This window comes from Clostridioides sp. ES-S-0001-03, from assembly GCF_020676075.1.
Taxonomy (GTDB): Bacteria; Bacillota; Clostridia; order Peptostreptococcales; family Peptostreptococcaceae; genus Clostridioides.
The window spans coordinates 364301-386883 of the sequence record NZ_JACVWJ010000004.1 but is presented as its reverse complement, the minus strand read 5'-3'; the positions used below and the strand labels follow the sequence as shown (position 1 = coordinate 386883).

Annotated in this window: 23 protein-coding genes; 21 read left to right on the top strand and 2 right to left on the bottom strand. The window is 28.6% G+C overall.

Going from position 1 to position 22583, the window contains the following annotated elements; translation table 11 throughout:
• The 14 genes from IC174_RS10705 to IC174_RS10640 all read left to right on the top strand — a co-directional run bounded on the left by IC174_RS10705 (position 1) and on the right by IC174_RS10640 (position 14809).
• Positions 1 to 753: a DUF116 domain-containing protein gene (locus IC174_RS10705; RefSeq protein ID WP_227432476.1), complete on the top strand. Its 753-nt coding sequence runs from the start codon at positions 1 to 3 to the stop codon at positions 751 to 753.
• 69 nt (positions 754 to 822) lie between these two features.
• The gene (locus tag IC174_RS10700) at positions 823 to 1524 is read left to right on the top strand and encodes a zinc metallopeptidase (RefSeq protein WP_227432477.1); all 702 of its coding nucleotides are present in this window, start codon (positions 823 to 825) and stop codon (positions 1522 to 1524) included.
• A gap of 61 nt (positions 1525 to 1585) precedes the next feature.
• A complete protein-coding gene (gene rsmB / locus IC174_RS10695; RefSeq protein WP_227432478.1) occupies positions 1586 to 2911 on the top strand; it encodes a 16S rRNA (cytosine(967)-C(5))-methyltransferase RsmB in 1326 nt (441 codons plus the stop codon).
• 8 nt (positions 2912 to 2919) lie between these two features.
• A complete protein-coding gene (gene rlmN / locus IC174_RS10690; RefSeq protein WP_227432479.1) occupies positions 2920 to 3951 on the top strand; it encodes a 23S rRNA (adenine(2503)-C(2))-methyltransferase RlmN in 1032 nt (343 codons plus the stop codon).
• Positions 3952 to 3970: 19 nt separating this feature from the next.
• Positions 3971 to 4723, top strand: a complete 753-nt coding sequence (locus IC174_RS10685; protein ID WP_227432480.1) for a Stp1/IreP family PP2C-type Ser/Thr phosphatase — start codon at positions 3971 to 3973, stop codon at positions 4721 to 4723.
• A gap of 16 nt (positions 4724 to 4739) precedes the next feature.
• Positions 4740 to 6746 carry a Stk1 family PASTA domain-containing Ser/Thr kinase gene (pknB, locus tag IC174_RS10680; protein ID WP_227432481.1) on the top strand — a complete coding sequence of 669 codons (2007 nt, stop codon included), beginning with the start codon at positions 4740 to 4742 and terminating at the stop codon, positions 6744 to 6746.
• A 107-nt stretch (positions 6747 to 6853) separates the two neighbouring features.
• Positions 6854 to 7597 (top strand): elongation factor P 5-aminopentanone reductase, encoded by a 744-nt coding sequence (gene ymfI, locus IC174_RS10675; RefSeq protein WP_227482877.1) that lies wholly within the window; start codon positions 6854 to 6856, stop codon positions 7595 to 7597.
• Between the two features lie 96 nt (positions 7598 to 7693).
• A complete protein-coding gene (rsgA, locus tag IC174_RS10670; RefSeq protein WP_227432483.1) occupies positions 7694 to 8578 on the top strand; it encodes a ribosome small subunit-dependent GTPase A in 885 nt (294 codons plus the stop codon).
• Between the two features lie 4 nt (positions 8579 to 8582).
• Complete coding sequence (gene rpe / locus IC174_RS10665) at positions 8583 to 9254, top strand: ribulose-phosphate 3-epimerase (RefSeq protein WP_227432484.1); 672 nt, start codon at positions 8583 to 8585, stop codon at positions 9252 to 9254.
• Positions 9255 to 9262: 8 nt separating this feature from the next.
• Positions 9263 to 9904 (top strand): thiamine diphosphokinase, encoded by a 642-nt coding sequence (locus IC174_RS10660; RefSeq protein WP_227432485.1) that lies wholly within the window; start codon positions 9263 to 9265, stop codon positions 9902 to 9904.
• Between the two features lie 130 nt (positions 9905 to 10034).
• Positions 10035 to 10664 carry an HAD family hydrolase gene (locus IC174_RS10655; protein WP_227432486.1) on the top strand — a complete coding sequence of 210 codons (630 nt, stop codon included), beginning with the start codon at positions 10035 to 10037 and terminating at the stop codon, positions 10662 to 10664.
• A gap of 56 nt (positions 10665 to 10720) precedes the next feature.
• Positions 10721 to 11377, top strand: a complete 657-nt coding sequence (locus IC174_RS10650; RefSeq protein WP_227432487.1) for a nitroreductase family protein — start codon at positions 10721 to 10723, stop codon at positions 11375 to 11377.
• 401 nt (positions 11378 to 11778) lie between these two features.
• Entirely contained in the window at positions 11779 to 12495 is a 717-nt protein-coding gene (locus tag IC174_RS10645; RefSeq protein ID WP_227432488.1) for a response regulator transcription factor, read from the top strand.
• Entirely contained in the window at positions 12467 to 14809 is a 2343-nt protein-coding gene (locus IC174_RS10640) for a sensor histidine kinase (RefSeq protein ID WP_227432489.1), read from the top strand. Before IC174_RS10645 ends, IC174_RS10640 begins: the two co-directional genes overlap by 29 nt.
• A gap of 102 nt (positions 14810 to 14911) precedes the next feature.
• On the opposite strand, the gene IC174_RS10635 is transcribed toward IC174_RS10640, so the two are convergent.
• Positions 14912 to 15667 (bottom strand): MerR family transcriptional regulator, encoded by a 756-nt coding sequence (locus IC174_RS10635; protein WP_227482876.1) that lies wholly within the window; start codon positions 15665 to 15667, stop codon positions 14912 to 14914.
• Between the two features lie 218 nt (positions 15668 to 15885).
• On the opposite strand from IC174_RS10635, the gene IC174_RS10630 reads away from it, so the two are divergent.
• Both IC174_RS10630 and IC174_RS10625 read left to right on the top strand, forming a co-directional pair.
• Entirely contained in the window at positions 15886 to 16362 is a 477-nt protein-coding gene (locus IC174_RS10630) for an Rpn family recombination-promoting nuclease/putative transposase (protein WP_227432490.1), read from the top strand.
• A 97-nt stretch (positions 16363 to 16459) separates the two neighbouring features.
• A complete protein-coding gene (locus IC174_RS10625; RefSeq protein ID WP_009893656.1) occupies positions 16460 to 16612 on the top strand; it encodes a hypothetical protein in 153 nt (50 codons plus the stop codon).
• A gap of 160 nt (positions 16613 to 16772) precedes the next feature.
• Here the strand turns inward: IC174_RS10625 and rpmB are convergent, their stop codons facing one another.
• Positions 16773 to 16961, bottom strand: a complete 189-nt coding sequence (rpmB, locus tag IC174_RS10620; RefSeq protein WP_003416297.1) for a 50S ribosomal protein L28 — start codon at positions 16959 to 16961, stop codon at positions 16773 to 16775.
• A gap of 359 nt (positions 16962 to 17320) precedes the next feature.
• Here rpmB and IC174_RS10615 point away from each other — a divergent pair, with 359 nt between their 5' ends.
• The 5 genes from IC174_RS10615 (at position 17321) to coaD (ending at position 22583) form a co-directional block, all read left to right on the top strand.
• Complete coding sequence (locus IC174_RS10615; protein ID WP_227432491.1) at positions 17321 to 17671, top strand: Asp23/Gls24 family envelope stress response protein; 351 nt, start codon at positions 17321 to 17323, stop codon at positions 17669 to 17671.
• A gap of 18 nt (positions 17672 to 17689) precedes the next feature.
• The gene (locus tag IC174_RS10610; protein WP_227482875.1) at positions 17690 to 19333 is read left to right on the top strand and encodes a DAK2 domain-containing protein; all 1644 of its coding nucleotides are present in this window, start codon (positions 17690 to 17692) and stop codon (positions 19331 to 19333) included.
• Between the two features lie 80 nt (positions 19334 to 19413).
• Positions 19414 to 21471, top strand: a complete 2058-nt coding sequence (gene recG / locus IC174_RS10605; protein WP_227432493.1) for an ATP-dependent DNA helicase RecG — start codon at positions 19414 to 19416, stop codon at positions 21469 to 21471.
• A gap of 58 nt (positions 21472 to 21529) precedes the next feature.
• Positions 21530 to 22084, top strand: coding sequence for a 16S rRNA (guanine(966)-N(2))-methyltransferase RsmD (rsmD, locus tag IC174_RS10600; RefSeq protein WP_227432494.1), 555 nt, complete (start codon positions 21530 to 21532; stop codon positions 22082 to 22084).
• Between the two features lies 1 nt (position 22085).
• Entirely contained in the window at positions 22086 to 22583 is a 498-nt protein-coding gene (coaD, locus tag IC174_RS10595) for a pantetheine-phosphate adenylyltransferase (protein WP_227432495.1), read from the top strand.

The following is a 22583-nucleotide window of genomic DNA, read 5'->3' as shown; positions in this document are numbered from 1 at the left end:
ATGACAGATATAAAAAAGTATTTAACAAGTGTTGGTATCTTAGTCTTAATATTAGGGATTTTAATGGGGGTTGCAAACTTTTTTATAATTAGTTTGACTCAAATATTTTCCTTAGGAATAAATGCTGTAGTAATATCACTAATACTTATAATACTATGCTCAACAATAGTTACGTATAGAGTAATTAAAGGAAAAAATGTTAACTCAAATATAATGAAAATAAATTTTAAAATTGTTAGTGTATTATTTCCCATTATATCTTTTATTGCATCATCATTTGGTATGTCAAAAAGTGAAATTAGAAGAATATATATAAAATTAAATAATGAATATATATACAGTAATAAATATAATTTTAATCCAGAGGATATAATAATTTTAATACCTCATTGTATTCAAGAGAATAGTTGCAAACTAAAAGTTACTAATGATATAGATAATTGTAAAAAATGTGGAAAATGCAATATAGGAGAATTAGCTGAGCTAAATAAAAGTGTTAAAGTAAAAGTATTTGTAGCTACAGGAGGGACTCTAGCTAGAAAAATTATAATTGACAATAAACCTAAAGCTGTTATAGCTGTTGCATGTGAGAGAGATTTAACATCTGGAATACAAGATATAAAAAAAATTCCTGTTTTAGGAGTATTTAATAAAAGACCTAATGGACCTTGTATAAATACTAATGTAGACATAGTAGATATTGAAAAAGCTATAAGCTTTTTAACAGGAAAAGAGATATTAGCTTGTAATTAAACTGTTTTTAAGTTATGTGAATATTAAAGAGGATGTATAATAAAAATATATTTTAGGAGAGTGTTATTTATGTACCCTGTATATGGCGGCTTTTGGGGATTTGACCCAACGATGATTATATTAATTCCAGCTATATTATTCACTGCATATGCTCAATTTAAAGTGAGCTCAACAACAAATAAGTATTTAAGAGTAAATACACGTAGAGGATATACTGGAGAACAGACAGCAAGAAGAGTACTTGATTCAAATGGTTTGTATGATGTAAGGATAGAAATGGTTAGAGGTCATTTAAGTGACCACTATGACCCAAGAAGAAAAACTGTAAGATTATCAGAAGATGTATATTATGGAACATCAATAACTTCTGTTGCAGTAGCTGCACATGAATGTGGTCATGCAATGCAACATGCTAAAGGTTATGCACCTCTTCAAATAAGAAGTAGTTTGGTGCCAGTAGTAAACTTTGCTTCAAGTATTTCTTGGTTTTTAATATTTCTAGGATTTATTATGGCTGGACCATTTCTAAAAATTGGGATACTATTGTTTTCAGCTTCAGTACTATTCCAAATAATAACATTGCCTGTAGAATTTAATGCTTCTAGTAGAGCAATTGTTCAACTTGGAAATCTAGGTATTATAGATGAGGGTGAGGTAAGACAAAGTAGAAAAGTGCTTTCAGCAGCAGCTTTAACATATGTTGCAGCAGCACTAGTTTCAATACTTCAATTACTTAGATTGTTACTAATAGCTCAAAGAAGAGATGACTAAAAATAAAGTGGGTTGTTTAGAAACAACCCTTTTTTATGTTTAATAAAAGGGAGAAATTTATATGGATGCAAGAGAAATTGGATTTAAAGTATTATGTGATATAGAGAAAAATAATAACTATTCAAATATTGCAATAAATAAGCATTTTAAAAACTTAGAAATAAGCGATATGGATAGAGGACTTGCAACAGAGTTAATCTATGGAGTAGTAGAAAATAAATATTACTTAGATTATATAATTAATAAACTTTCAAAAATAAAAGTAAAAAAAATGTCAACTTATGTTAAAATCTTTTTAAGAATGGGAACATATCAAATTTTATTTTTAAATAGTATATCAGATTATGCAGCAGTTAATGAAACTGTGAAGTTATCTAAAAAATATGATAAAAAATCTTCTGGTTTTATAAATGCTATTCTTAGAAATGAAATAAGAAATAAAGATACTATAATGGACATAACTGAGGAAGATAGTGTAAAATACTTATCTATAAAGTATTCTTATAACTCTTGGATTATAAAAAATTGGATAGAAAATTTTGGACAAGAATTTACTGAAGATTTATTAGAAGCAAACAATGAAAAACCTAGTATTTATATAAGAACAAATACACTTAAAATTAGCAGAGAAGAGCTTATTGAAAAATTAAATGAAAAGGGTATTATGTGTTTGAAAGTCCCTATGGTGGAAGAAGCTATAAAAGTCGAAAAATTAAAAAATATAGAAAATAATGAGTTATTTAAGGCTGGTTTATTTACAATTCAAGATATAAGTTCTATGATAGTAGGGAAAGTAATTAATCCAAAGGAAGATTCATTGATTTTGGATGTATGTAGTGCTCCTGGTGGAAAATCTACTCACTTAGCCACTTTAATGAATAATACAGGTCAAGTAATAGCTAGAGATATTTTTGAGCATAAACTAAAGCTTATAAAAGCTACTGTAAATAGACTTGGTCTAAAAAATGTATGTGTAGAAGGATTTGATGCTTCTGAAATTGATGAAAATAGCATAAATAAATTTGATTATGTTTTAGCAGATGTTCCTTGTTCTGGTCTTGGTATAATAAGACGTAAACCAGAAATTAAATATAAGAAAGAAGAAGAGTTGGAAGATATTACTTCTATACAAAAGAAAATATTAGAAAATGCATCAAAATATGTTAAAATTGGAGGAACTTTAGTCTATAGTACATGTACAGTTCAAGATATGGAAAACATAAATATAATTACTTCTTTTATTGAAGAATATAATAATTTTGAATTGACTCCAATTGACACAGTAAACGTAGATTTAGACAATCAAGATAAAGGATATTTAAAAATATATCCTAATATTCATGGTATAGATGGGTTTTTTATAGCAAAATTAAAGAGAATAAGGTAGTGAATAGAATGGAAGAGAAAAAAATAGTATTAAAAAACTTTACTGAAGATGAACTCAAGGAATTTATGAAAACTATAGATGAAAAACCTTTTAGAGGGAGCCAAATATTTTCTTGGATATACAAAGGTGCAAAAACTTTTGATGACATGAATAATATACCAAAAAGTTTGAGAAATAAATTAGAAGAAGTTTCATGTATAGGTCATATAGATATAGAATTAAAGTTAGAATCTAAGGTAGATGGCACAAAAAAATATTTGTTTTTATTAGATGATGGAAATATAATAGAAACTGTGATGATGGATTATGACAGTAGGGTCACTGTTTGTGTTTCTAATCAAGTAGGTTGTAGAATGGGATGTAACTTCTGTGCATCTACAATGGATGGATTGATTAGAAACTTAGAACCATGGGAGATTTTAGACCAAGTTATTAAAATTCAAGAAGATACTGGAAAAAGAGTATCAAATCTTGTCTTAATGGGAAGTGGTGAGCCACTTGACAATTTTGAAAATACAAAACAATTTTTAAAAATAATTAATGAAAAAAATGGTCTTAATATAGGGTATAGACATATAACTCTTTCAACTTGTGGGATAGTGCCTAAAATGTACGAGTTGGCTGATTTGAAAATAGCTATAAATTTGGCTTTATCACTTCATTCACCATATGATGAAGAAAGAAGAAAGATTATGCCTGTAGCAAATGCATATTCTATTAAAGAAATACTAGATGCCTGTAGATATTATATAAAAAAGACAAATAGAAGGGTTACATTTGAATACTCTCTTATAAAGGGTGTAAATGACTCAGAAAATGAAGCAAAGGCATTAGCAAAGCTTTTAAAAGGTATGCTATGCCATGTAAATTTAATACCAATAAATAAGGTTGAAGAAAGAGAATATGAAAAGCCAGACAAGGCATTTATTTATAAGTTTAGAGATAGTTTAGAGAAAAATAATATACCTGCTACAGTTAGAATGTCTATGGGTTCTGATATTAGTGGAGCTTGTGGCCAATTGAGAAGAAAATACAAGTAATATGTAAGGAGGAAGTCGTATGGTTTATAGTTGTGCCTCCCATATAGGAAAAGTAAGAAAAAACAATGAAGACTATTGTGAGGGAGAAGTTATAGATACAGAACATGGTCCAATAGGAATATTTGCCATAGCTGATGGAATGGGTGGACATAAAAAGGGGGAAGTCGCCAGTAAGTTAGCAGTAGAAAATATAATTGATTTTCTAAAAGAAAACTTATTACAGCATGATAATGTAAAAATAGACTATATAGATGATATACTAAAACAGGCTTATAATAATGTAAACTCAATTGTGCACAAGAAATCTATGGAAGATATAGCATTTGAAGGAATGGGAACTACATTAGTTACAGCTATAGTGTATAATAATGTCTTATATGTGGCAAATGTTGGAGATAGCAGATGTTATTTGTTAACAGATGAAAAATTTGATAAAATAACTATAGACCATTCTGTGGTTGAAGAACTTATGATGGCTCATGTTATTACAGAAGAAGAAGCGAGAAGACATCCACAGAGAAATAGAATAACTAGAGCAATTGGAACAGATGATATGGTTGTTGTAGATATTTTTAAGAAGGAAATCAAAAAAAGTGATATAATACTTCTTGCAACAGATGGATTAACTGGGTTTATTTATGACGAAGATATAAGAAGTTTAATATTAGATTACGAATATGAGAGAATTAGTGATATAAGTGATGAATTGATAAGCATGGCCAATGATGTTTCTGGTAAAGATAATGTTTCGGTGATAGTAATAAAAGTATAATTAGGACGGTGATATTGTGGGAGATACAATTTTAGGAAATCGATATGAAATCATCAGGAAGATTGGTGATGGAGGAATGGCCTTTGTATATGAGGCTAAAGACAGATTATTAAACAGGACTGTTGCACTTAAAGTACTCAGACCTGAATTTGTAGATGACGATGAATTTTTAACAAAATTTAAAAGAGAAGCAGAAGCAGTAGCAAGCCTTTCACATCCAAATATAGTAAATGTATATGATGTTGGGGAAGATGGAAAAGTTCACTACATTGTAATGGAATTTGTAGATGGAAAAAATTTGAAGGAAATTATACAGGATGAAGGGATATTAGACGAATATACCGCACTGGATATAACAAAACAAATAGCTATGGCACTTAGTGCTGCACATAAAAAGGGGATTATACATAGAGATATAAAACCTCATAATATTCTCATATCCAATGAAGGAAGAGTAGTAAAAGTAGCTGATTTTGGTATAGCCAAAGCTGTCTCAAATTCAACTATGACTAATATTGGTAGTATAATAGGCTCAGTACACTATTTTTCACCAGAGCAAGCTAAAGGAAAGTTTGTAACTAATAATGCAGATTTGTATTCTTTAGGTATAGTTTTATATGAAATGCTGATAGGAAAAGTACCATTTAGAGGAGATAGCCCAATTTCTATAGCACTTCAACATATCAATGATGATATAGATTTTACATCAGAAGAAAAAGTTAGGATTCCTCAAAGTGTAAGAACTACAATAAAAAAGCTTACAGAAAAATCTAGTGCAGATAGATACCAAACTGCTGAAGAGTTAATAGAAGATATAGATTATATAGAAAAAAATATTGACTTAGATTTTATAAAGGAATACGATGATTTTGCAACGAAGAAAATTGATGAAAAAGAGATTAATAAAGCTGTAAATCCAGTACTTGCAAAGCCAGTTCCGGAAAAAGTAGTTAAACCTATAGAAGTTGCTGATTTAGATGAAGATGAAGATTATTATGATGATTTTTATGAAGAAGAAGATGAAGACGATGAAGATGAGGAAGAGATAATGAGAGCTAAAAAGAATCAAAAGCCTAAGAATACTCAAAGTAAGAGGGCTAAGAAAAAGAAGAAAAAACAAGAAAGTCCTAAAGCTAGAAAAAGACTAAAAGTAGTCGCGGCAGTTTTGATAGTAATCTTATGTGCACAAGTATTCTTAGCATATAAATTTTTATTTGCTGGAGGATTTGGTAGTAAAGATTTAACTGTTCCTAATCTTGTGAATATGACATTAGAGGAAGCACAGAGTGCAGTTGAAAAAGAAGGATTGTCCTTAAGTGTAAAAAGTGAAGAGTATAGCAGTGAGGTAGATAAAAATTGTATAATATCGCAGACACCTGAAGGTGGAAGTACAAATATTAAAAAAGGTGACACCATAAATGTCGTTGTAAGTAAAGGTGCAAACGAAGCTTCAGTTCCCAATGTAGTAGGTATTACTTTAACTAATGCAAAAAAAATTATAGAGGAAAATAAATTGAAAGTTGGAACTGTCAAGTATGAGTATAGTTCAGTATATAAAGAAGGTACAGTTTTAAGTCAGAGCCCTAGTTCTGGTTCATCAAGTGTTCAAGAAGGTGATGAAATAGACCTATATGTTAGCAAAGGCTCAGAGAAATCAAATACGCCAACACCAACAACACCAAATAAGACTCCAACAACACCAGATGAGAATGATACAACAACACCTGGTTCAAACTCAGGAAATAGTGGAGGAAGCTCAGGAGGTTCAAACTCAGGAAATAGTGGAGGAAGTTCAGGAGGTTCAAACTCAGGAACTAACGGAGGAAATTCAGGAAATAGTGGAGGAAACTCTGGAAATAGTGGAGATAATTCAGGAAATAGTGGAGGAAACTCCGGAAATAATGGAGATAATTCAGGAGACTCAAACTCCGGAAATAGTGGAGATAACTCAGGAGGTTCAAACTCAGGAAATACTGGAGAAACTCCATCAGGAACTGGTGGAAATATTGGTAAATCAGAATAAATAGTAGCTAAAAATAAAAAGCTGTCCTTTTATAGAAATTATTTTCTTTAAAGGGGCAGTTTGTTTTGTATAAAATATTAGATTAATTATAAGGGAGATAAATATTTATGAATAAAAACAATAAAACAGTTTTGGTAACAGGAGGCTCTAGAGGAATTGGAAGAGCAATATCTAAAATATTTGCAAAAGATGGGTATAATGTATTAATAAACTTTAATAAATCAGAAAATGAGGCTAAAGAATTATATACTGTATTAAACGAAAAGGGTTTTTCTGTAAAATTATTTAAAGCTAATATTTCAAATAGAGAAGAAGTCGAAAATATGATAGATTATTGTATAAAGGAGTTTGGAGGATTAGATGTACTTATAAATAATGCTGGTATAAGCCAAGATAAGTTATTTACAGATATAACTGATGAAGATTGGGATAATATGATGAATATTAACTTGAAAGGAAGTTTTTATTGTTCACAAATTGCTTTAAAATACATGATATCAGAAAAAAAAGGAAACATAATTAATATATCTTCAATTTGGGGTATATCAGGTGCTTCTTGTGAAGTACATTATTCTGTATCAAAAGCAGGTATAATAGGAATGACAAAGGCATTAGCTAAAGAAGTTGCTCCATCAAATATTCGAGTAAATAGCGTAGCACCAGGAGTTATTAATACAGATATGTTATCTGAATATAATGAAGATGAGATAGATGTTCTTGTAGAGGAAACTCCTTTAATGAGATTAGGAACACCAGAAGATATAGCAAATTGTGCTATTTTTTTAGCATCTGATAAATCAAGTTTTATTACTGGTCAGGTAATTAGCCCAAACGGAGGATTTGTTATTTAAAAAAAATGTGGTATTATATAAAAATAGGAAAGAATAACACTATATACTACTCATAAACAGTATAGGTTTATATAATTTTATAAAGGGAGGTATTTGATGCTAGAAGGAAAAATTATAAAAGGGATTAGTGGATTTTATTATGTAGATACAGAAAAAGGTCTTTATGAATGTAAGGCTAGAGGTATATTTAGAAAGCAAAAAGTAACACCTTTAGTTGGTGACAGAGTTAAAATAAGTGTTGTTGATGAAGATGAAAAAAAGGGAATTGTGGAAGAAATAGATAGTAGAGACACAGAACTTATAAGACCACCTATAGCAAATGTAGATAAGGCACTAATAGTATTTGCAATAAAAAATCCTAAACCAAACTTATCTCTTTTAGATAGATTTATAGTTTTGGCAGAAAAAGAAAATTTAGAAACTGTAATAATCCTTACAAAAGCAGATTTAGATGATGATAACATATTAGAGCATGTTAAAAAGATATACGAGCTTAGTGGATATAAGGTTATTCCTGTAAGTAATGTCACTAAGTTAAATATAGATAAAGTAAAAGATGAATTAAAAGAAAATGTAGTAGTATTTGCAGGACCGTCTGGAGTTGGAAAATCGAGTTTATTAAATGAAATAGATGAAAATTTTCAACTGCAAACAGGTGTAGTAAGTGATAAAATAAAAAGAGGAAAACATACCACTCGTCATGCTGAACTTTTAAAGTTGGAGTTTGGTGGAATGGTTGCAGATACACCAGGTTTTAGTTCACTTGCACTTGAAGACATAGAAGAAGTTGAACTTAAAGATTATTTTATAGAATTTGATAAATTTAATGATTGTAAGTTTGGTTCAAAATGTATTCATGAAAATGAACCTAATTGTGCTATAAAAGAAGCTGTTGCAAATGGAGAAATATCTAAAGAAAGATATGATAGTTATATACAGCTACTAAATGAAATAAGACAAAATAACAGTAGGAGGTATTAGAAACATGATTAAATTAGCACCATCAATATTATCAGCAGATTTTGCAAAATTATTAGAGGATGTAAGAAAAGTGGAAAGTGCAGGATGTGAATATCTTCATATCGATGTAATGGATGGACATTTTGTACCAAATATCACACTAGGACCACTTGTAGTTAAAAGTTTAAAAAAAGAGAATATAAATATGGTATTTGATGCTCATCTAATGATAGAGAATCCAGACCAATATATTGAAGAGTTCGTAAAAGCAGGATGTGATATAATAACTGTTCATCAGGAAGCTTGTACACATCTACATAGAACTATACAAAATATAAAATCACATGGAATAAAGGCAGGTGTAGTGCTTAATCCAGCAACACCAATAGATACTATTAAACATGTACTATCTGATTTAGATATGGTGCTTTTAATGTCTGTTAATCCTGGATTTGGAGGACAATCATTCATACCTTGTGTGTTAGATAAAATTAAAGAATTAAAAACACTTATAGATAGTAAAGGATTAAATATTGATATAGAAGTTGATGGTGGTATAAGTCCTAAAAATGTGGCTGAAGTTGTGCAAGCAGGAGCTAACGTAATAGTAGCAGGCTCTGCAATATTTGGAAGTGATGACATTCAAGAAACAGTTAATTTATTTAGAAAGAATGCTTCTCTTGAAGAATTAGTTTAGACTTAGGTATGAAAATCTGTATTGTTTTAAATGGTGAAATTGAAGATTATAAAATTACAAGAGATATTATACTTAAAGAATGTTATGACTGCATAATATGTGCAGATGGAGGAGCAAATCACACCTACAAAATGGATATAATACCAGATTATATCTTGGGAGATTTAGATTCAGTAGAAGAAGACAAGATAAATTTCTATAGAAATCAAGGTGTTAAATTTGAAAAATTTCCATCTAAAAAGGATGAAACTGATACAGAACTATGTCTTTTTTTAGCTAAAACTCTTAAAGCTAACCATATTGATTTTTTTGGTGCTTTAGGTGGGAGAATTGACCATACCCTTGCAAATATAAAGCTATTATATTATTTAAAAGAAGATGGCATATATTCTAGGATACTCTCAGATAAAGAAGAGATGTATATAGTTGAAAATGAAGAATTTACCTTGTTTGGAAACAAAGGAGATACTATTTCTGTAATAGCTGTAAAAGGAGATGCTAAAGGAGTAACACTTACTGGCTTGGAATATCCTTTGGATGATTATTATATGAAGTATTCAGTACCTATTGGAATATCCAATGTTATGTTAGGGAATTCTTGTAAAATTAAAGTAGAGCAGGGATGTGTACTTGTAATTAGAAATTTATAAAAATGGACTTTAATAATTGATTTTATATTACAGAGCAGATACAATCAAGTAAAATATATTTATAATTGTATCTGCTTTTTAATATATAATTATAAATAAATAATAATTTTTGACGCAAGGGGGATTTTTTGTGATAGACAGTATTATTTTTGATTTAGATGGAACTCTATGGGATTCAACTGAAGGAGTATGTAAGGTATGGCAAGAGGTCTTAGATAAACGTGAGGATATAGGTTTAAATGTTACAGTAGAATTATTTAGAAGTGTTATGGGCCTTTCATTTGATGAAATAGCAAAGCGTTTCTTTCCAGATTTAGATGAAGAAGAAAGAATGAATATATTAGATGAATGTTCTGCAAGAGAATGTGATTACTTATCTGAATATGGAGGCAAATTATTTGAAGACATAGAAAATACTCTTGGAGAATTATCTAAAAAATATAAATTATTTATAGTAAGTAATTGTCAAAAAGGATATATAGAATCTTTTTTAAAAGCACATAAGCTAGAAAATTACTTTATAGATTTTGAGTGTCCTGGAAATACTGGATTGCATAAAGGTGAAAATAATAAACTCATAATTGATAGAAATAAACTAACTAATCCAATCTATATTGGAGATACTCAAGGGGATGCAAATAGTGCTAAATTTGCTGGGATTCCTTTTGTATATGCAAAATATGGTTTTGGAAATGTGGATGAGTATGATTATTCTATAGAGTCATTTAAAGATTTGTTAGAACATGATATATTAAAATAAGGGAAGTTTAAAATTTGTTTTTAAATTAAAAAAATAATCTACAGGGGGACTTAAAAATGGAATTACAAGATACTATTTACAAAAGACAAAGTGTAAGAAAATTTAAAGAACAAGATGTTTTAGATGAAGATATTTTGAAAATGGTAAAAGCAGCAGGGGCAGCTCCATCAGGTAAAAACATTCAAAACTGGCATTTTGTAGTTATAAAGCGTCGTGATTTAATGGAAAAGATAGCAGATGTGATAACTAAAAAACAACAAGAAATACTTGTAGAGATGGACAAAGTATCAGTAGAAAAAGCTAATAGATTTAGAAAATTTGTGCCAAACTTTACTTTATTTTATTTAAAAGCTCCAGTTTTGGTATTAGTTTTTACAAAGGTATACAACCCATCAGGCTATTATGAGTTAGAACTTATAAATGCACCTAAAGAGACTATAGATAAGTTATTTATAAGAAATCCAGGCATGCAAAGTTTAGGAGCAGCAATTGAAAACTTTACATTATCAGCAATTGAACTTGGGTATGGTTCTTGTTGGTTGACAAGTCAAAACTATGCAGCAGATGAGATAGAATCTGTTTTAGAGGCAGAAACAGGGTTTGAAAAAGGCGAATACTTCTTAGGTGCAATGTTAGCACTTGGAGTACCAGAAGACAACTTAAGAAGTCCATCTAAAAAACCAGTGGAAGACATATGTACATTTATAAAATAAAAACAAGAATTTTTATAAAAAGTAAATAAACTAAAAATAAGTATGCAAAAACTAAAAAGTAGATTTTATTGATATTAAATTTATGTTTCAGGTTGTTGATTTAATTAATACAATAATACCTACTTTTTTTGTGTATATTAAAACAAGTAAATTTAAATCTTTAGAAAATCTTTAGAAAAGTATATATAATATCTTAAGTTTTTAGCTTTAATATTAGATATATAAATAAAGTAAAACAGTATTGAAGTTAAATTAAAGGGAGGGTTCTAAAATGGACATCAAAGATAAATAATTAGAATAGACCACTATAAATTTATAAAAAAATGGAAAAACTTCTATCATATTGTATAATCATATATGTAAAGGTAGTTTATAAATTAATTGATATAAAGGAGATTAAAATGAATTCATATAATATTTTGGTGGTAGAAGATGAAAAGGAAATAGCAGATGCTATAGAAATATACCTTTTAAATCAAGGGTATAATGTTTTTAAAGGTTACAATGGATTGGAAGGTCTTAAAATTATAGAAAGCCAAGAAATACACTTAGCTATAGTTGATATAATGATGCCTCAAATGGATGGAATAACGCTTACAATGAAACTTAGAGAAAATCATAATTTTCCAGTGATAATGTTATCTGCAAAATCAGAAGAAGTTGATAAAATAATGGGGCTTAACATCGGAGCGGATGATTATGTAACAAAACCTTTTAAACCATTAGAGTTATTGGCTAGAGTTAATTCGCAACTTAGAAGATATACTAAGTATCTAAATATGATAAAAAATAAAGAAGAAAGTTCAGAAAATAATGAAGGTATATTTGTAATAGGTGGATTAGAATTAAATGAAAATACAAAAGAAGTCAGTATTGATGGAAATTATATAAAAACAACTCCTATAGAATTTAAGATATTAAGTTTACTTATGAGAAATGCAGGAAGGGTTTTTTCTGCAGACGAAATATATGAAAGAGTTTGGAATGAAAATGCTGTAAACACAGATACAGTTATGGTACATGTTAGAAATATAAGGGAGAAGATAGAAATTGACCCAAAAAATCCAAAATATTTAAAGGTGGTGTGGGGTGTTGGATATAAAATCGAAAAAATTTAAGGAAAAATATATAATCAGTGTGATAGTCTTTATACTTATGTTATCAGCATCATTAGGTATGATTAGCCAATATTCGACTATACAGTCAGCTGCTAAAGGTGGAGCTAAAAATCCATTTGAGCAAGAAGGATTTGTAGATAGCATATATAAAGGAAGTTATGTTTTAGACCACAATATGAAAGAAGAACAAGAAGGTAAGATGATACAACCTTCGAAGCTTTTTTTAAGTGAAGAAACTATAAATTATATAAAAAATACTAGTAAAGAGAAAAGCGCATATGAAGGTTCAGAAACCTATTACACTGATGAGAGTATTAATGCAGATTTTAATGAAAAATTTGATGAATGGGAATCTTTTATTGATAATTCAAGTAAAAACTTAAAATACTATTTAGTTGATAAAGAAAATAACTTTGAGCTTTTTAATGAGAATAAAGAGTTAAAAGCACTGGATACAACAAAAAATGACACTTCAAAAGAGGAATCTGATAAAAAGCAGCCTCAAGAGACAACTATGAATGATGAGGAAAGACAAGAAAAGATTAAAAATATAAAAGCAAATTATAGGTTTTACCTTGTGATGAATTTTGATAAAGATGGAAAAGTAAATATTGTAGACTCTTATGGAGTAGACCAAAAGATTATCAGCCAAATGTTATTATCTAAATCTAGAGAAGATTTGATGGAGACAGATTTAGATGGAAATTCAATCTCATATAAATTATCTCCAATAAAAAATAAAACATTGGTATATGCGGTACCTAAAGTAATAAGCCAAGATAATTCATATAGCTCATATAATAATTATGGGATGATTTATAGTAGTGATGATATAAGTAGATATATAAATAATGTAGAGAATAATTCTTATTATGAAATTTCTGCAATGATTATAAAAATCATAATATCTATAGTTGTAATTGTAGCTGTAGCATTTCCATATAGAAAATCTAAAGAGTTATTAGGGTTTGAGATAATCACAAGAATACCGTTAGAGTTACTTTTTATTGCTATTGTTATTATACAGAGTATCGTAGCTTTATATCCTACTGATATAATAAGTAACACATTGAATGGAAATTATGTCGAGTATCTAATAAAAAATGATATAAGTGGTAAAATGGCAAATATATTAGTAAGCTCAATGAATTTAATTTATTGGTTTGTAATCTTCTCAATAATATTTGTATTTATAGTACTTTTAAAACATATTCTAAACGTTGGAATAAAAGAGTACTTTGTAAAAAATACTTTGACAGGGATGTTTTTAAAATGGTTTAAAAAATCAAGTAAAGTAGTTATTAATCAAGTTAGAATGACAAATTTAAAAGAAAAGCCAAATAAAACTATAGCTATAATTTTAGCAGTAAACTTATTAATTATAGTTATAATGTGTAGTATGTGGTTCTTTGGAATAATACTTGCATTAATTTACTCAATAGTTTTATTTAAGGTATTGTCAGATTACTCCAAGAAAACAATACGTGAATACAATCAACTTTTAGATGTTACAAAGAAAATTTCAGATGGAAATTTAGAAGCAAATATGGAAGATGATTTAGGGTTCTTTAATCCTATTAAAGATGAGCTTGGAAATATTCAATCTGGATTTAAAAAAGCTGTAGATGAAGAAGTTAAAAGTCAAAAAATGAAAACAGAGCTTATATCAAATGTGTCACATGACTTAAAAACACCTTTGACATCTATAATCACTTATATAGATTTACTAAAGGATGAAAATATAACAGATGAAAATCGTAAAATGTATATTGATACATTGGATAGAAAGTCACAAAGACTACAACACTTAATAGAAGATTTATTTGAAGTGAGCAAAGTAAATAGTGGAGATGTACACTTAAACATAGTAAATGTAGATATTATATCTCTAATGAAACAGACATTACTAGAATTAGATGATAAGATAGCAGAGTCATCACTGAAAATAAAAAATAATTTTTCTAGCGAAAAAATAATATTACCATTAGATAGTCAACGTACATTTAGAGTATTTGAGAATCTTATAATAAATATAAGTAAATATGCAATGCCAAATTCAAGAGTATATATTGATATTTTAGAAACAGATAGACAAGTAAATATCATGCTTAGAAACATGTCAGCAACTGAAATTGATTTTAGTGTAGATGATATTATGGAGAGATTTGTAAGAGGAGATAAGTCACGTAATACAGAAGGCTCTGGACTTGGTCTAGCAATAGCAAAAAGTTTTGTAGAGCTACAAGGTGGTAAAATGAAGATAGATATAGATGGAGATTTATTTAAAGTTACAATTACTTTTAATAAAAATTAAGTTAGATTTTTATCACAGATTATAACTATATAATTTGAAAAATAAAATTTTTTAAGAGTGCTATTTTAAAGTAGCACTCTTTTTATTACTTTACATTGATTGTTATCTTGTATAGAATACTATGGAATCTCTTAGAAACTTTGCTAGTCCAGGCTGTTCTTTATCATAATATGATGTAAAACGTTCATCATCTACATACATCTGTGCTAAAGCAGCATGAGCTTCCTTAGAATAGGTATTCCAAGTGTAACTCAACCATTTATGATGCAATCTTGCAACTTCTTGAGAAAGTTCATTAGATGCATTACCAGTTTTAAAAGCTTTTTTGAGTTTACTAATTATCTCAGTACTTAAATCCTGCCAGTCCTCATAATCTTTTTTAGACATATTTTTTAATTTTCTATTTGATTGATTGATTACATCTTCACCATATTTTTCCCTAATTTCAGTTCCATAATTTTTTTCATTTTCATCAATCATCTTTTCTTTAAAACCTTCAAATTTTTCTAAATCTGTCATAATATATTTTCCCTCCTTCAATGCTATAGTTTTAGTTACATTTTCTATCAGTAAGTCAATTTGTTTTCTTTTAGCTAGTAATTTGCTATGATGTTCTTTTAATGCATTTAGACTGTCAAAAGTTGGTGAGTTTATAATGTTTTTTATATTTTCTAAGCTAATGCCTAACTCTCTATAAAAAAGTATTTGTTGTAGCTTATTAACTTCATTTTGACCATATATACGATAACCTGAGGAATTTATTTTAAGTGGCTTAAGAAGCTCGATTTCATCATAGTATCTAAGGGTTCTAGTACTTATACCAGCTATTTTACTTAATTTCTGAACTGTATATTCCATAAGTAATACCTCCTATAAATTAAATATACACTTTTACGCAACGTCAATGTCAATATATTAAAATATAAAAATTCATATCTTTTAATAAAAATATAAAAAAATATCTTTATTGGATATTTTAATCATAAGTGTCAATAATCACTAGTGAAAATTAAAAAATAAAATTTATAGATTATTTTTATCAAAAGATAGAGAATCTATAACCTGGGAGGAATTGTATGAATTTAAAAAGAAGCAAAGAAAAACGTGAAGAATATAGAAGGCTGTATTCAGATAAAGAAAGTTTTTTAAGTTTGATTCAAAATTTTACAAGCGTCTCAATAGCAAAGGAATTAACTCTTAAAAGTATAGAGTTAGAAACATCTTTTATATGTGAATATAAAGGAAAGGAAGTAGATATAATTTATAAAGTTTTTTCTAAAAATCGTAAAATTTCACACTATATAGTGTTGGAGTTTCAAACAGAAATGGATACTGAGATTGTACCAAGATTAAAATCATACAGAGAGCAAATTTGGAAAAGCTTTATAATGAAAAAGAGTCTTGAAGAAATAGAAAGCAAAGATTTTAAACTCCCAAAAGTTATACCAGTAGTTCTATATAGTGGACCTGAAAGGTTAAGTAAAAAAAGAGGTATTTTAGATATTATAGAATCTGCATCAGAAGATAGTAATAATTCCAGTATAAAAAATTAAAATTACATAATGTATTTATCGGTCTAAAATAGGAACTTATCGCATAAACTTAAATATGAAAATATTTGTAGATACAAGTTCTATGTGGAGGTGTTCCATGAGAAATAACAAGTCTAAGGTATTGCTAGGAATACTGTGTCTAGCAACAGGAATGGCAGTAATTTTATCTATGTTGCTTCCTGGCTGGATTTGGTCAGCACTTACCGCATTAATACTTATTGGATGTGGAGCATTATTATTTTTTTGTTAAAATAATTTTAACTATAAAGTGTGGGGTGAGTATTGATGAAAGTAGTAACAATAAAGTTACCAAAATGGATTTCAAACATAGTTTTAAAATTTATGAGAAAGAGTAAAAATGATTAAATTTAAAAAGCCTACTTTCGGAAGTAGGCTTTTAAACGTGGCTATTAAGCTCTTTCAATCTTACCAGAACGTAAACATCTAGTACAAACTTTTACTCTCTTAGGAGCTCCATCTATAATCGCTCTTACGCTTCTTAAATTAGCTGACCATGTTCTTTTATTATGTTTATTTGAGTGTGATACTTGGTTTCCAGAAACCTTACCTTTACCACATACGCTACATACTTTTGCCATCTACGCACACCTCCTTAAAATGATAACTATTTAAAGACTAAAAACATATTTATATTATCATAAATAACAAAAATTTGCAATAGAAATATATATTTGCCTTACATATATTGAAGAATTTCTCATTATCATATAAAATTATATATATAATTTTATATAAAGTAAATATATTTGAAAAATAATTATTATTTTTCTTTAAATATATAGACAGTACAAGAAATTTTATCCAAAAACTTTTCTAGGTTTAAATTATACCATATTTATAGTATGATATGATTATAATTTTATATAATAAATAAGTAAAAATAGTAAAAAATAAATTAAGAAACATTTTTAATAAAAAAAACTTAAGGGGGTCAACCATGAGTGCAAAGGTAATGAATCAATATGGAAGTATAGAAATAGATAATCAAGTAATAGCTCAAGTCACATATAGAGCTGCAATGGAAAGTTATGGTCTAGTAGGTTTAGCATCTAAATCTAAAGGAATAGTAGAATTATTAAAAGGTGAAAATGCTACTAAAGGTGTTAGAGTAGAAGAAGTAGAAGAAGATGCCATAGCAATAGAACTTTATGTTATAATACAATATGGTACAAATATATCTACAGTTGCAAATAACATAATAGATAGAGTTAAATATGTAGTTGAAAAGATGACTGGTGTAAGAGTCACTAAAATTGATATTAATGTACAAGGAATAAGAGTGAAGTAATTTTATAGGAGGAAAGAAATGATTCAGTATATAGATGGTAAAAGGTTAAGAGAGATGTTCATTTCAGGTGCAAACAATCTCCAAAACAATAAAGATTTAGTTGACAAATTAAATGTATTCCCTGTACCAGATGGAGATACAGGGACTAATATGTCCTTAACTATATCTTATGCCTTAAAAGAGTTAGCGAAAGTAGACAATGATAATATATCAGACATCGGAAAAGCACTATCTAAAGGTTCTTTAATGGGTGCAAGAGGAAACTCAGGAGTTATACTTTCACAAATAATTAGAGGTATAGCTAAGTCTATAGAGGGAAAAAGTAAATTATCAACAGATGATTTAGCAAAAGCTTTTAAAAATGGTTCTGATACAGCTTATAAAGCTGTAATAAAACCAATTGAAGGAACTATACTTACTGTAGTTAGAGAGAGCGGAGAGTTTGCAGTAAAAGCTGCTAAAAAAGAAAAAGATGTAGTAAAGTTTTTAAGTATGCTTGTAAAGGAATCAAATGCTTCACTAGAAAGAACTCCAGACCTTCTAAAAAATCTGAAGGATGCTGGTGTAGTTGATTCTGGAGGAAAAGGGCTTGTACTTATATATGAAGGTATGTTAGCTTCCATAAAAGGTAACAATATAGAAATAAAAAATACTAGCCTAGACACTAATATTGCAACAAATATAGACTTCCCAAAGAATAGTACTAGCACAGATGATATAAAATACTGTTATTGTACAGAATTTATACTAGAAAGTTCTAAAGTAGAAGATACGAAAATAAGAGATATAATGATGGCTTATGGCGATAGTTTAGCAGTAGTTGGAGATGATGGGGTCATAAAGGTACATGTACACACTAATGACCCAGGAAACGTGCTTCAAGAAGCTCTAAAGTATGGTCAATTATTAACTATAAAAATAGAAAATATGAAGTTACAACATGAAAATACAATATTGGAAGTAGAAGAAAAAAAAGAAAATGATAGTGAGCCTTTAGAGGAAGAAAGAGAATTTGGATTCATAGCTACTTCTATGGGTGAAGGATTAGCAAATATATTTAAAGACTTTGGTGTTGACCATATAATAGAAGGTGGTCAAACTATGAATCCAAGTACTGAAGATTTTATGAATGCCATAAAGGATATAAATGCTAAAAATATATTTATTTTCCCAAATAACAGCAATATAATAATGGCTGCTAACCAAGCTAAAGAATTGAGTGATAAAAATATAATAGTTATACCTACAAAAAACACACCTCAAGGATTTGCTGCATTAGTAACATTTAATGGAGAATTAAGTGAAGATGAAAATGAAGAAGCTATGATGAATGCTTTAAATTCAGTTAAATCAGGTCAAGTAACTTTTGCTGTTAGGGATACAGTAATGAATGAAATTGATGTTAAAGAAGGTAATATAATTGGAATTGCAGAAGGTAAATTATTATCAGCAGGGGATTATGTAGATGAAGTAACATCAAATCTTATTGAAAAATTGGTTGATGAGGATACTGCTATAATAACTTTATTCTTTGGTGAAGATGTTACAGAATCTCAGGCAAATGAACTTCGTACTTCTTTAGAAGAAAAATTTGAAGATGTAGATGTGGAATTATATTATGGAGGACAACCTCTTTATTATTACTTAATTTCAGTTGAATAATGATTATAAGAACCTGTATGACCATGTAGCTTTTATAAAGTTGGTTGTACAGGATTTTTGTGTAGTAGGTGATATATTTGTTGGATTTATATAAAGATGTTCAATATGTTAAAGGGATAGGACCTAAAAAGGCATGTAAGCTAAATAAGCTGGGTATATTCACATTAAAAGATTTATTGTATTATTTTCCAAGGCAATTTGAAGATAGAAACAATCTTAAGAAAATAGCGCAGTTGGAGAATGATGAAAAAGCTACAATAAAAGCAGTAATATCAAATATAAATACATTTAGTCCAAAAGAAGGAATGACTTTAACAAAGATTGATGTAAAAGATGAAACTGGTTCGGCTAAACTAGTGTTTTTTAATAAAACTTATATAAAAAATACATTTAGACCTGGAGATTCAATATTGGTTTTTGGAAAAGTTAAGAAAAGATTTAATAACTTAGAACTTACATCGTGTGAATTAGAGTACCTTACTAATTCACCTAAAAATACATGTAGATTTATGCCAGTGTATCAACTTACATATGGTGTTACAAATAAAGAGATTATGAGCATAATTAAGACTGTACTTGAAGATAAGGAATTAATTATACAAGAATATATGCCACAAAGAATTATAGAAAAATATAGATTATGTAATATAGATTTTGCAGTTAGAAATATTCATTCACCAAGCAATAAGGAATCGTTAAAAATAGCTTTATATAGAATTGTATTTGAAGAATTACTTATATTACAGTTGGGACTGTTTGTATTTAAAAGTGGAAGAAATAAAGAAAACGGAATAAAATTTACAACAAGTGAAAGTTTAAAGAATATAATAAGTTCTTTACCATTTAAATTGACTAAAGCTCAGAATAGAGCATTAGATGAAATTATAAATGATATGAATTCTGATAAAATAATGAATAGATTAGTTCAAGGTGATGTAGGTAGTGGTAAAACAGTAGTTGCTCTCTTAGCACTTGCAAATTGTGTCTTAAATGGTTATCAAGGAGCTTTGATGGCACCTACAGAGATATTAGCAGGACAGCATTATATTTCACTTACTGAAACCTTAAAAGATTTTGGTATAAATGTAGGTCTATTAATAGGTAGTCTTACAAAAAAACAAAAAGATATGGTATTAGAACAAATTAAAAATAATGAAATTGATATATTGATAGGAACACATGCATTAATTGAAGATAAAGTTGAATTTAATAATATTGGTCTAGTTATAACAGATGAGCAGCATAGATTTGGAGTTATGCAAAGAAGTAGACTTTCATTAAAAGGAATAAATCCAGATATACTGGTAATGACAGCAACACCAATACCAAGAACATTAGCACTTATACTTTATGGAGATTTAGATATTTCTATTATAGATGAACTCCCCCCAGGTAGACAGCCAATAGAAACACTTGCTATTGAAAAGAGCAAGAGAGATAGAGCTTACAATAACCTAGTAAGAAGAGAAGTTGAATCGGGAAGGCAAGTATATATTGTATGTCCACTAGTTGAAGAAAGTGAATCAATAGAAGCTAAGTCAGCTGTTGAATTAGTAGAGGAATTAAGAGCTGAATACTTCTCAGATTTAAGACTTGGACTTCTTCATGGGAAAATGAAATCAAGTGAAAAAGATGAAGTAATGAGTAACTTTAAGAATAAAGAAATAGATATTTTGGTTTCAACAACAGTTATAGAAGTTGGTGTCAATGTGCCAAATGCAACTCTAATGATAATAGAGAATGCTGAAAGGTTTGGACTTGCACAATTACATCAGCTTAGAGGTAGAGTTGGGAGAGGAAGCCATAAGTCATATTGTGTGCTAATTTACGACTCTAAAACAGATGTATGCAGGCAGAGAATGTCTATAATGGAAGAAACAAATGATGGGTTTAGAATTTCAGAAAAGGATTTAGAAATAAGAGGACCTGGAGAGTTTTTTGGGACCAGACAACATGGACTTCCAGAATTAAAAGTAGCAAATTTGTTTAAGCATATAAAAATATTAAAATTAGCACAGCAGGAAGCTCGATATATATTAGGTGAAGATAATAATCTACAATTGAAAGAGAATATTCCACTTAAAAAGGAAATTATAGATAAATTTAAAGATACATTGGAAGAAATTTCATTAAATTGATTTTAATTTATGTTAAAATATTATTGATGTAAGAATGTGCTGAAGGGAGATTGTCATATTGAGAGTAATTTCAGGAAAAGCAAGAGGATTAAAATTAAATACTCCAAAAAATGAAGATGTAAGGCCAACAACGGATAGAGTAAAAGAGTCTTTATTTAATATAATAAATTCATATATAATGGAAAGTGAAGTTCTAGATTTATTTGCTGGAACTGGTTCTTTAGGGATAGAGTGTTTGTCAAGAGGTGCCAAAGAATGTACTTTTGTAGATATTAGTAAAGAAAGTATAGAAATTGTTAAATCTAATATAAAAAAAGCAAGGGTTGAAAATGAGAGTTTTATTTTAAACCTTGATTTTAAAACTGCTATAGATAAGCTTAAGTTACAAAATAGTAAATTTGACATAATTTTTATGGACCCTCCGTATTATAAAAATATGTTTATAGAAGCTATTGAAAAAATTGATAATTCCAATTTATTGAATGAAGATGGAATAATAGTTGTAGAACATGATACTAATGATTTATTTCCAGATAAAATATGTAAGTTAGAAAAAACTAAAGATAAAAAATATGGAAATACTACATTAACTTTTTATAAGATGGAGGCATAAAATGGAAAATAAACCTAGAAAAGCTATATTTGCAGGAAGCTTTGACCCAATCACTAATGGACATTTAGATATTATTTGCAGGGCTTCGAAGTTATTTGACGAATTACAAATAGGAGTCCTAAATAATCCTAATAAAAAAGGTCTATTTAGCTTTGATGAAAGAGTAGAACTTATAAAAAAAAGTACAAGCCATCTAGAGAATATAAAAGTTGTAACTTTTGATGGGCTATTAATAAGTTACTGTCAAGAAAATGGAATTGGAGCATTAGTTAGAGGTGTAAGAAGTGGTGCAGATGTTGATTATGAGCTTCAAATGGCTCATATGAATAGAGAGCTTAATCCAGATATAGAGACTATAATTTTACCAAGTTGTACAAAATATTCATTTATAAGTTCATCTTTAATAAAAGAGGTTTTGCTCTTTGATGCTGATATAAAAAATTTGGTTCCAAAAATTGTTTTGGAAGAATTAAAGAAAAAAACTACTGGGGGTAATTGA

What these genes read in the sequence shown, in the direction of transcription:
- IC174_RS10705 (WP_227432476.1), top strand. Translation starts at nt 1, where the DNA reads ATGACAGATATAAAAAAGTATTTAACAAGTGTTGGTATCTTAGTCTTA.
- IC174_RS10700 (WP_227432477.1), top strand. Translation starts at nt 823, where the DNA reads ATGTACCCTGTATATGGCGGCTTTTGGGGATTTGACCCAACGATGATT.
- rsmB (WP_227432478.1), top strand. Translation starts at nt 1,586, where the DNA reads ATGGATGCAAGAGAAATTGGATTTAAAGTATTATGTGATATAGAGAAA.
- rlmN (WP_227432479.1), top strand. Translation starts at nt 2,920, where the DNA reads ATGGAAGAGAAAAAAATAGTATTAAAAAACTTTACTGAAGATGAACTC.
- IC174_RS10685 (WP_227432480.1), top strand. Translation starts at nt 3,971, where the DNA reads ATGGTTTATAGTTGTGCCTCCCATATAGGAAAAGTAAGAAAAAACAAT.
- ymfI (WP_227482877.1), top strand. Translation starts at nt 6,854, where the DNA reads ATGAATAAAAACAATAAAACAGTTTTGGTAACAGGAGGCTCTAGAGGA.
- rsgA (WP_227432483.1), top strand. Translation starts at nt 7,694, where the DNA reads ATGCTAGAAGGAAAAATTATAAAAGGGATTAGTGGATTTTATTATGTA.
- rpe (WP_227432484.1), top strand. Translation starts at nt 8,583, where the DNA reads ATGATTAAATTAGCACCATCAATATTATCAGCAGATTTTGCAAAATTA.
- IC174_RS10660 (WP_227432485.1), top strand. Translation starts at nt 9,263, where the DNA reads ATGAAAATCTGTATTGTTTTAAATGGTGAAATTGAAGATTATAAAATT.
- IC174_RS10650 (WP_227432487.1), top strand. Translation starts at nt 10,721, where the DNA reads ATGGAATTACAAGATACTATTTACAAAAGACAAAGTGTAAGAAAATTT.
- IC174_RS10645 (WP_227432488.1), top strand. Translation starts at nt 11,779, where the DNA reads ATGAATTCATATAATATTTTGGTGGTAGAAGATGAAAAGGAAATAGCA.
- IC174_RS10635 (WP_227482876.1), bottom strand. Translation starts at nt 15,667, where the DNA reads ATGGAATATACAGTTCAGAAATTAAGTAAAATAGCTGGTATAAGTACT.
- IC174_RS10630 (WP_227432490.1), top strand. Translation starts at nt 15,886, where the DNA reads ATGAATTTAAAAAGAAGCAAAGAAAAACGTGAAGAATATAGAAGGCTG.
- IC174_RS10625 (WP_009893656.1), top strand. Translation starts at nt 16,460, where the DNA reads ATGAGAAATAACAAGTCTAAGGTATTGCTAGGAATACTGTGTCTAGCA.
- rpmB (WP_003416297.1), bottom strand. Translation starts at nt 16,961, where the DNA reads ATGGCAAAAGTATGTAGCGTATGTGGTAAAGGTAAGGTTTCTGGAAAC.
- IC174_RS10615 (WP_227432491.1), top strand. Translation starts at nt 17,321, where the DNA reads ATGAGTGCAAAGGTAATGAATCAATATGGAAGTATAGAAATAGATAAT.
- IC174_RS10610 (WP_227482875.1), top strand. Translation starts at nt 17,690, where the DNA reads ATGATTCAGTATATAGATGGTAAAAGGTTAAGAGAGATGTTCATTTCA.
- coaD (WP_227432495.1), top strand. Translation starts at nt 22,086, where the DNA reads ATGGAAAATAAACCTAGAAAAGCTATATTTGCAGGAAGCTTTGACCCA.